Here is a 9,371-nt window from a genome sequence, read left to right on the forward strand (position 1 = left end):
GTTAATTTTGAATCCATAAGAAGGTTTTTTTGTTGTCAACCTCAAAGATACTTTGAGTTACTTTAATTCCTTCTTATTTTTTTATTTAGGACGCTATTGTCCTAATCCTATTTTGTGAGTACTTATCTGATGAATATTTTTTGTTTACTTTTGCCTAACAAAAAATATTCATGAAATACCTATTGCTCATCATATTTTTCTTCAGTTTTTCTGTTGAAGCACAATTTGTTAGAAATAAAAAAGATTCTAGTAGTGTTGATAAGAAAAAGTCTGACACTTTAATAGTAGACTCTGGAAAAAAAGATTCTCTGAAAATTTTTAAGCCAACCATTAATGATTATCAATTTCAAACACAGTTTTCTGAAAAGAAAATTTTTGATACAGTTATGACGTATAACAAGACGTTCATTTTTTCTCAATATAATAATCGTGATAACTTTGGGCGTGCGCAGTTTGCAAATATTGGAGGTGGATTTAATCAGCTCTCTTATGAATTCAATCCAGAACAGAATCTTTCACTGCTTCCATCAAATAAATCTTACGGTATAGTTGGTATCAACGATGTGAAATATTATGATGTTAAGACACCTACAGCAACTTTCATCTATCATACCGCGATGAAAAATGGTGCTGCTTTGCAATCTACTTATACTCAAAATATCGGTAAACAGTTCAATTTTGCGATAGATTATATGGGACTTAGATCGCAGGGATTTTATAGAAATGCTTTAGCTACAAATAATAACACTATATTTTCGGGGCACTATATTTCTAAAAAAGGTAACTACGAACTTTTCGCTCATTACATTCATCAAAACGTAAATAATCAGGAGAATGGTGGTATTGTAGATGATGATCTTTTCATGTCTGGTGAAAAACAAATAAAAAACAGGCAATACGCATTAGTTAATCTACAGGCGACAAATTCTAAGTATTCATACAGAAGATATTATTTAAGCCATCAGTTTACCCCTTTTAATTCGGAAAAATTTCCTTTTAGAATTAGGCATACACTCTTCAATCAGGGAAATAAATATTACTACCATCAGGACAATATAGAGAATTATTGGTTTGTAAACCCTCAGGATCTTATTAATGGCTTTCCTCTTTCCACCAAAAAATATTCTAATAATTTCAGTAATACAGTAAGTCTTGTCTTCGATAATGAACGTTTTAAACTGGATGCCGGTGTACGATATCAAAATTTAAAATTTGGAATTACTGATAATATTTTATCAAATATAGATATGCCTTCAGAACTGAAAGAAAACAGGATAGGAGCTGTTGGTAATATTCAAATAAAATTATTTGATAAGTTTCAGTTAAAATCCTTTCTGGAAATTTCTAAAGGCAGTCAGTTTGGTAATTATCTCAGAACAACCAATAACGTGAAGTTTGAACCTATAAAAGATTATTTTGTAGATGCAAAAGTAAATTTCCAAAGTTCTTACCCATCATTTAATTATCTTGCTAATACTTCAATCTACAGAAATTTCAATTATTTTCTTGCAGATGCTAAAAACCAATCTGTAACAGAAATTGGCGGAAGTGTACATCTGAAGTGGTTTCAGTCTCAGTTATTTGCTAATTATTTCAGGATAGATAATTATGCTTACTTTGGATCCGACTCAAAACCTAATCAGAGTTCTAATTCGCTTAATATTTCTCAGATAGGAGGAGATGCAACGTTTTCTTACGGAAGATTCCATTTGAATACACGCTTGCAGATTCAGAATGTTTTAACCAATAAAGAGCTTATGCCATTACCAAGCGTTATTGGGAGGGCAGATTTTTTCTTTCAGTCTAAAGCATTTAAAGGAGCTGCAGAAATACAGACCGGAGTAAAAGTGTACTATTTTTCAAAATTTGCTTCGAGAGAATATTTTCCTGTTCTTAACGAATATATTTTGCCAAGAGACAATTCTTTTTCTATAGGTGGACAGCCAATTGCAGATCTATATTTTAATATGAAGGTGAAGAAAATGTTTTTTTTCATAGAAGGTCAGCAAATAGGAACTTTAATCTCACATAACAAGGCTTATGCATTTCCTCACTATCCAATATATGATTTTAGATTGAATATTGGTATTGTTTGGTATTTGTTCAACTAAATAATTAGTCGATATCGCTGAATTGTTCTATAAATAGCCTTTAACATTAAATATTAACTTTTGAAAACAATAAAAAAAATATCATTTAATGATATAGAAAGCATTCCTCAACTTGTAAAAGATTTTCTTAAATCTGATATTGAGGGTTTTGAAAATGCTGTTTTTTCAAAAAGAAACTTTGAAAATCAAATTCAAAGAAAGCAAAACTCTTTTTCTCAGGAAAAAAGAATGATTCTTGCCGAGACCATAGAAAATCAACTTTCTGAGTATATTCTTACTTCAAAACAATCTGAAAATTTAGGTTATCTAAGATCGAACAATACTTTTACCATAACAACAGGGCATCAGCTGAATCTTTTTTCGGGACCGGTTTTTTTTATTTATAAAATTTTGCAGACGATTAAAACCTGTACTTATTTAAAAGAAAATTTTCCGGAGTATAATTTTGTTCCGGTATATTGGATGGCTTCTGAAGATCATGATTTTGAAGAAATAAATCACTTTAAAACAGAAAATAATTTTTATGAAATCAATGAAAAAAGTGGTGGTGTTGTAGGCAAGATTAAAATTAGCGATACTTTTTTTATTTCAGAATTTGAAAAGGAATTCAGAGATACTGTTTTTGGAACGGAACTTATTTTAATGCTGAAAGAAGCTTACAAATCCGGAAATACCTTAACAGAAGCAATACGGATTTTAGTTCAGAGAATATTTTCGAAATATGGTTTACTGATTTTGGATGGCGATAATAAAGCATTGAAAAATGAAATGGTCGAGGTTTTCAAAAATGAATTAAAACACTTCCGTTTACAACATGCTTCAAAAGATAAAGTTGAATCTCTTACAGAAAAATATGGTAAAGTTCAGGTAAATCCACGCAAGATTAATTTGTTTTACCTCACAGATACAAGAGACAGAATTGATTTTGATGGCGTAAAATATTTTGTGGTAGACAAAAATATAGAGTTTACTCCAGAAGAAATTTTTGAAGAGCTAGAAAATCACCCGGAAAAATTCAGTCCGAATGCTTTAATGAGACCGGTTTATCAGGAAACTGTTCTTCCTAATCTCGCCTACATAGGTGGAAATGCAGAGATTATGTATTGGCTGGAATTAAAAGATTATTTTAAAGAACTCAGTTTGCCTTTTCCTATTCTTACACCGAGAAATTCGATGCTTTTTTTATCTGAAAAGATTCTGAATAAAATAAATAAACTCAATCTTTCTATAGAAGATTTTTTTGGGAACTTCACAAAACTGGTCAATGATAAAATTTTGAATGATAACAAAATTTTAGATGTCCTGAATAGCCAAGAAGAAATACTTCATAAACAATTTTCCGAAATAAAAGATTTGGCACAACTCACAGATCAATCATTTGGCAATCTTGTGAAGGCTGAAGAAATCCGACAGACAAAATCTTTTGAAAGAATGAAAAAAAGACTTTTAAAAGCTGAAAAAATAAAACAAAATGAACTGTTGGAACGTCTGGAAAATCTTTTTCTTGCTGTGCATCCGGCTAAATCATGGCAGGAAAGAGTCTATAATTTCAGCGTTTTTTACTCAGATTTTGGTTCAGAATGGATAGATTTCTGTTTGGATGAAATGGAGGTTGAAGAATCGAAACTGATAATTGTTGCCATTTAATTTTAAAGAAGTATTTTTGTAAACTATAATATAGATTATGATAAAGAGGTTTTTTGTATTATCTGGTTTATGTGTTTTTCTAAGTATGTCTGCTCAGAAAACTCATACCGTTGTAAAAGGCGATAATCCTTACAATATTTCCAAAAAATATGGGATTACGGTTGAAGAATTGCTTAAAATGAACCCAAAAGTAAAAGATGGAAAACTTTCTATTGGGGATACTTTGAGTGTGAAGGCTGGAAGCAATACAGGGTTTAAAACTAATTCTGTTTCCAAAACCACTCAGTTGGGTAAAATTGTTCTGCAGCCTAAACAAACCATTTATGGCATTACCAAACAATACAAAATTTCTGAAGAAGAACTGCGAAGATTAAATCCAGATTTAGATTCTAATATGAAGATTGGCAATGAAGTGGTTCTCCCTCTTGAAAATGTTAAAAAATATGGTGGAGCTTCGGTAATTTCTTCTGCAAAACCAGTTGAAAGTTCTTCTAATACTTCATCAAGCACAAAATCTAAAATAGATTCGGATATAGACAAATCTTCGCATTCAGTCTCAGATAATTCTCAGGATGAATATGCTACTTATACTGTAGAACAAGGCGATACCGTTTTTTCCATCGTTAATAAATTCGGAATTACCATAGACGAATTGGTTGCCTTAAATCCAGATCTTGCCAAAGGTCTTAAAGCAGGAATGGTTTTAAAAATAAGAAAACTGGATCCGGGTTATATAAAGAAGAACGGAGATGCTTTAAGCGTTGTTTTGATGTTGCCTTTTGGGTACAGTACCAATGAAACTCAATACCGATCCATGGCTTTAGATTTTCTTACGGGAGCTAAATTGGCAATCGAAAGAAATGCAGCTTCAGGGCAGAAGCTGGATGTCAAAATTGTAGATTCCGGAAATGAGAATTCTTTTAAAAGTTCACTTTCTCAAATCAATACCAATAATACAGATCTTATTATTGGGCCATTTTTCAAGTCTAATGTTATAGATCTTTTAGATTTTACTAAAACTCAAAAAATTCCTGTAGTTGCTCCATTTGCAAATTCTTCAGAATTATATGGTTACAGTAATCTTATCATTTTAGAAACTACAGATCAAACCTATGCAGATAAAATAGCTGAAGAAGTTAAAAACGCATATTCTAACCAGAAAATCTATATTTTGGCAGATGCAAAAAAAGAAAATGCCAATTATCTGAAGTCTATTCTGGAAAAAAATCTGAAAAACGCGAATATCATCATTGTAAATTCAGCATCAGAAATTCAACTCGACCAAAATATGATGACGGGACAATCTGCTCCTGTTATTGCTGTTCTGGCAAATGATAATGACGCTGTGGGAGAGGCTTTTTCCAACAAAATGATTGCTCTCTCTAAAGAAGTTCAGGGGATAAAAGCATTCAGTATGTATTCTACCCCAAGTTTTGAGAAAAAAATTGACGATTTAAGTCAGGCAAGTTTGGTGTATCTTATGGATAGAAAGATAGATACAGACGGAAGATTCGAAAAAGAAGTTTTAGCAGCTTATAAGGCTAAATATTGTAAAACGCCAGGCAAATATGCCATCATTGGCTTCGATGTGGTAAACGATATGCTTACAAGAGAAAATAAAAGAGGTGAAATTTTTAAACAAATCAATAAAGTGCAGACTCAGTTGGCAACTAAGTTTGAATTTGTAAGAACTAAGTCTAACGGAGCTTACATCAACAAAGGTTTCCGAGTTATAAGACTGGTACCATAATTTTATCTTTATTTACATAATATATTATATTTGCATTAATATTTAAATTTATAAATGAAAGCACTTGTATTTCCTGGGCAGGGATCGCAGTATGTAGGAATGGGAAAAGAATTATACGATTCCCGAAAAGACATCAAAGATTTAATGGAATCTGCCAATGAAATTTTAGGGTTCGACATCCTTTCACTCATGTTCAGTGGAACCGATGAAGATCTTAAAAAAACAGAGGTTACTCAGCCTTCTATATTCATCCATTCTGTAGCTGCTTTAAAAGCTATCAATGGCTTAGGTGCAGAAATGGTTGCAGGGCATTCTTTAGGAGAATTTTCTGCTTTAGTGGCGAATGGAGTTTTGTCTTTCGATGATGGATTAAAATTAGTTTCTGAAAGAGCTAAGGCAATGCAGGAGGCATGTGATGCCAATCCTAGCTCTATGGCAGCAATTTTAGGTTTAGAAGATGCTATAGTTGAAGAGATCTGTGCTTCAACTAGCGGAATTGTTGTTCCTGCAAATTATAACTGTCCTGGGCAGCTTGTTATTTCTGGGGAAACTGTGGCGGTAGAAGAAGCTTGTGTAAAATTAAAAGAAGCTGGAGCCAAAAGAGCATTGCTTTTACCGGTAAACGGGGCATTTCATTCACCTTTAATGAAGCCGGCACAAGAAAGATTGGCTGCTGCAATAGAAAACACTAAATTCAGAAAAGCAACTATTCCTGTTTATCAGAATATTACAACAACTGCTGTTACAGATCCGGATCAGATAAAGAAAAATCTAATCGAGCAATTAACCGGTCCGGTAAAATGGACTCAATCTGTACAAAATATGATTAAAGATGGGGCTTCTCATTTCGTAGAAGTGGGTCCTGGAAAAACTTTACAAGGGTTAATTAAAAAAATTAATAGCGAAGTAACTTCTGCTTCAGCAATTTAAATAAAATAATATGGGCGAAATATATTCACCGGGAAAGCTGATGCTTACTTCAGAATATTTCGCTGTAGATGGAGCTCTTGTTCTGGCTGTACCCACGAAGCTAGGACAAGAGTTTTTTTTTGAAGAAAAGCAAGATTCAGAATCACATATTTTTTGGGAAGCTTATCACCAGAATAAACTGTGGCTGAAAGCAATCATCAATTACAAAAGTTGGGAGGTTTTAGAAACCAATCTTCCTTCGAGTGCGGAATTTATCTTGAAAACACTCAAAAATGTTCAGTCTCTCTCAGGAACTAAATTTCAGGCAACAGATTCTTATTGTTTAAAAACAAATCTACAGTTTCCACCCGATTATGGATTGGGAAGCAGTTCTACACTGATGAATAATCTTGCAGAATGGGCAGAAATCGATCCGTTTCAGTTAAATGAGATTAGTTTGGGAGGAAGCGGATACGATATTGCTGTTGCCAAAGCGAAATCTTCCGTACTTTATCAGAATAAACCTAAACCTCATTTTGAATGTATTCAATATTCACCAAAATTTAAAAATCAACTCATTTTTATTCACCTGAATCAGAAGCAGGATAGCCGTGAGGGAATTCGTCTTTATAAGTCCAAAAATAAATCTCAAAATTTAATTGATGAATTTTCTAATCTCACAAGAAATATTTTATTATGTAATGAATTGGAAAATTTTTCTCAATTAATGATATTACATGAGCAAAGAATTTCAGATTTTATTGAAATTCCGACAGTTAAGTCTGTTTTTTTTGAAGATTGCCCTGTTTTTGTTAAAAGTTTAGGCGCTTGGGGTGGAGATTTTGTAATGACTGCAAAATTTAGCGGTTACAAGGACTATTTTTGGGACAAAGGTTTTAGCACTATTTTCGATTGGGACGATATAATTTGCTGAAATTCAATGATATAAATCTTCTTATTTTTATTTGCCATTTTCACTTATATGTTTATATTTATCAACGTTTAACAATTAGTTCACATTAAATTGTTTAAACCAAAAAAAAGAAACAGAAAATATAAGTAAAATGAAAAACGCTAAAATCATCCAAGATTTGCAAAAATTAGGGATTAGAGGAGATTACGAATTAATTTATAATCCTTCTTACGAAGAATTATATCAAGCGGAAGTTTCACCTGATAATCAGGGTTTTGAAAAAGCTGAACTTACAGAATCTGGAGCAGTGTCTGTAGAAACAGGTATTTTCACTGGCCGTTCGCCTAAAGACAGGTACATTGTTCAGGATGACGTTACGAAGGATACTATTTTCTGGGATGGTAAAGTAAACTTACCTACTACACCTGAAATTTTTGACTCTTGCAAAGATTTAGTTTTAGATCAGCTTTCTTCTTCAAAAAAAATCTATGTTGTAGATACTTTTTGCGGAACGAACGAAGATACAAGACTTAAAGTAAGATTTATAATGGAAGTTGCATGGCAGGCTCACTTTGTAACGAATATGTTTATCCGCCCGTCGCATTATGATCTTCAAAATTATGGAGAACCAGATTTTACTGTTATCAATGGTTCAAAAACTACAAATCCAAACTGGGAAGAACAGGGATTGCATTCTGAAAACTTTATCATGTTCAATCTTACCGAAAAGCTTCAGATTATTGGCGGAACTTGGTATGGTGGAGAAATGAAGAAAGGGATGTTTGCAATGATGAATTATTATCTTCCGCTTAAAGGAATGGCGTCTATGCACTGTTCTGCAAACGTTGGTGAAAAAGGTGATGTAGCACTGTTTTTCGGACTTTCCGGAACAGGGAAAACTACTTTATCTGCAGATCCTAAGAGATATTTAATTGGAGATGACGAACATGGTTGGGATAACAAAGGGGTTTTCAACTATGAAGGAGGTTGTTATGCGAAAGTAATTGACCTTTCTGAAGAAAAAGAACCGGATATTTTCAGAGCAATCAAAAGAGATGCTCTTCTTGAAAATGTGGTTGTAAAAGACGGTGTTTGTGATTATTCTGATGGTTCGATCACAGAAAACACAAGAGTTTCTTATCCTATATATCATATCAACAAAATTGTATTGCCTTCTAAAGCGGGACATGCTCAGAAGATTGTTTATCTATCTGCTGATGCTTTTGGGGTATTGCCTCCGGTATCTATTTTGGATGAAAACCAGGCACAATATCACTTCCTTTGCGGTTATACTTCTAAATTAGCTGGAACAGAAAGAGGAATTACTTCTCCTGAACCGTCGTTTTCACCAGCTTTTGGCGAAGCTTTTTTAACATTGCACCCAACGATGTATTCAAAAACATTAATTGGTAAAATGAAGGAGCATGGTGCAAAAGCTTATTTGGTAAATACAGGTTGGAATGGTACAGGAAAAAGAATTTCGTTAAAGGATACCAGAGCGATTATTGATGCAATTATAGACGGATCAATAGAAAATGTAGATAAAGCTGTTATTCCTATCATGAATCTTGAAGTGCCAACTTCTCTGCCTAATGTTACAGAAGGTATTTTAGATCCTCGTAATACTTATAATGATGTAGCAGAATGGGAAGATAAGGCTAAAGATCTTGCAGCAAAATACATCAAAAATTTTGAACAGTATTGCAATAATGAAGAAGCAAGGAAGCTTATTTCTTCAGGACCTCAATTAGTAGAACAGACGATTTAATAATTGTAAAAGACGCTCCAAATTTTTGGAGCGTCTTTTTTATTTAAAATTAAAAAATCATATATTAGTTATAAAAAGCTATAAATTTTTGATAATTAACACTTTATGTTTGTTTGTGATATTTGTATTCGATTTAAATATTATTTGTAATGCTTTTAAATTTCATGGTTAATTATTGTGGTAATGTGGTCAAAAATAGTTGGTGTTTTTGTCAAAAATAATTCGTAATATTTTGCGGTTGATTGGAAGAGGAAGTGAGCAATGCTGAGGAGC

6 protein-coding genes are annotated in these 9,371 nt (G+C 32.7%); all 6 read left to right on the top strand.

Features of this window, described 5'->3' with window-relative positions:
• Positions 1 to 170: 170 nt before the first annotated feature.
• The 6 genes from IV513_RS14050 (at position 171) to pckA (ending at position 9,098) form a co-directional block, all read left to right on the top strand.
• On the top strand, positions 171 to 2,111 hold the full coding sequence (locus IV513_RS14050) for a putative porin (protein WP_209391188.1): 1,941 nt from the start codon (positions 171 to 173) through the stop codon (positions 2,109 to 2,111).
• Between the two features lie 60 nt (positions 2,112 to 2,171).
• Positions 2,172 to 3,758, top strand: a complete 1,587-nt coding sequence (gene bshC / locus IV513_RS14055) for a bacillithiol biosynthesis cysteine-adding enzyme BshC (RefSeq protein ID WP_209391189.1) — start codon at positions 2,172 to 2,174, stop codon at positions 3,756 to 3,758.
• An 85-nt stretch (positions 3,759 to 3,843) separates the two neighbouring features.
• Positions 3,844 to 5,508 (top strand): LysM peptidoglycan-binding domain-containing protein, encoded by a 1,665-nt coding sequence (locus IV513_RS14060; RefSeq protein WP_245168957.1) that lies wholly within the window; start codon positions 3,844 to 3,846, stop codon positions 5,506 to 5,508.
• Between the two features lie 54 nt (positions 5,509 to 5,562).
• Positions 5,563 to 6,438 (top strand): ACP S-malonyltransferase, encoded by an 876-nt coding sequence (fabD, locus tag IV513_RS14065; RefSeq protein ID WP_209391191.1) that lies wholly within the window; start codon positions 5,563 to 5,565, stop codon positions 6,436 to 6,438.
• Between the two features lie 10 nt (positions 6,439 to 6,448).
• Complete coding sequence (locus IV513_RS14070; RefSeq protein ID WP_209391192.1) at positions 6,449 to 7,351, top strand: GYDIA family GHMP kinase; 903 nt, start codon at positions 6,449 to 6,451, stop codon at positions 7,349 to 7,351.
• A gap of 130 nt (positions 7,352 to 7,481) precedes the next feature.
• The gene (gene pckA, locus IV513_RS14075) at positions 7,482 to 9,098 is read left to right on the top strand and encodes a phosphoenolpyruvate carboxykinase (ATP) (RefSeq protein ID WP_209391193.1); all 1,617 of its coding nucleotides are present in this window, start codon (positions 7,482 to 7,484) and stop codon (positions 9,096 to 9,098) included.
• The last annotated feature ends 273 nt before the right edge of the window (positions 9,099 to 9,371 follow it).

Origin of the sequence: Chryseobacterium sp. RR2-3-20, from assembly GCF_017808115.1 — a bacterium.
Taxonomy (GTDB): Bacteria; Bacteroidota; Bacteroidia; order Flavobacteriales; family Weeksellaceae; genus Chryseobacterium; species Chryseobacterium oryzae.

What these genes read in the sequence shown, in the direction of transcription:
- IV513_RS14060 (WP_245168957.1), top strand. Translation starts at nt 3,844, where the DNA reads ATGTCTGCTCAGAAAACTCATACCGTTGTAAAAGGCGATAATCCTTAC.
- IV513_RS14050 (WP_209391188.1), top strand. Translation starts at nt 171, where the DNA reads ATGAAATACCTATTGCTCATCATATTTTTCTTCAGTTTTTCTGTTGAA.
- pckA (WP_209391193.1), top strand. Translation starts at nt 7,482, where the DNA reads ATGAAAAACGCTAAAATCATCCAAGATTTGCAAAAATTAGGGATTAGA.
- fabD (WP_209391191.1), top strand. Translation starts at nt 5,563, where the DNA reads ATGAAAGCACTTGTATTTCCTGGGCAGGGATCGCAGTATGTAGGAATG.
- IV513_RS14070 (WP_209391192.1), top strand. Translation starts at nt 6,449, where the DNA reads ATGGGCGAAATATATTCACCGGGAAAGCTGATGCTTACTTCAGAATAT.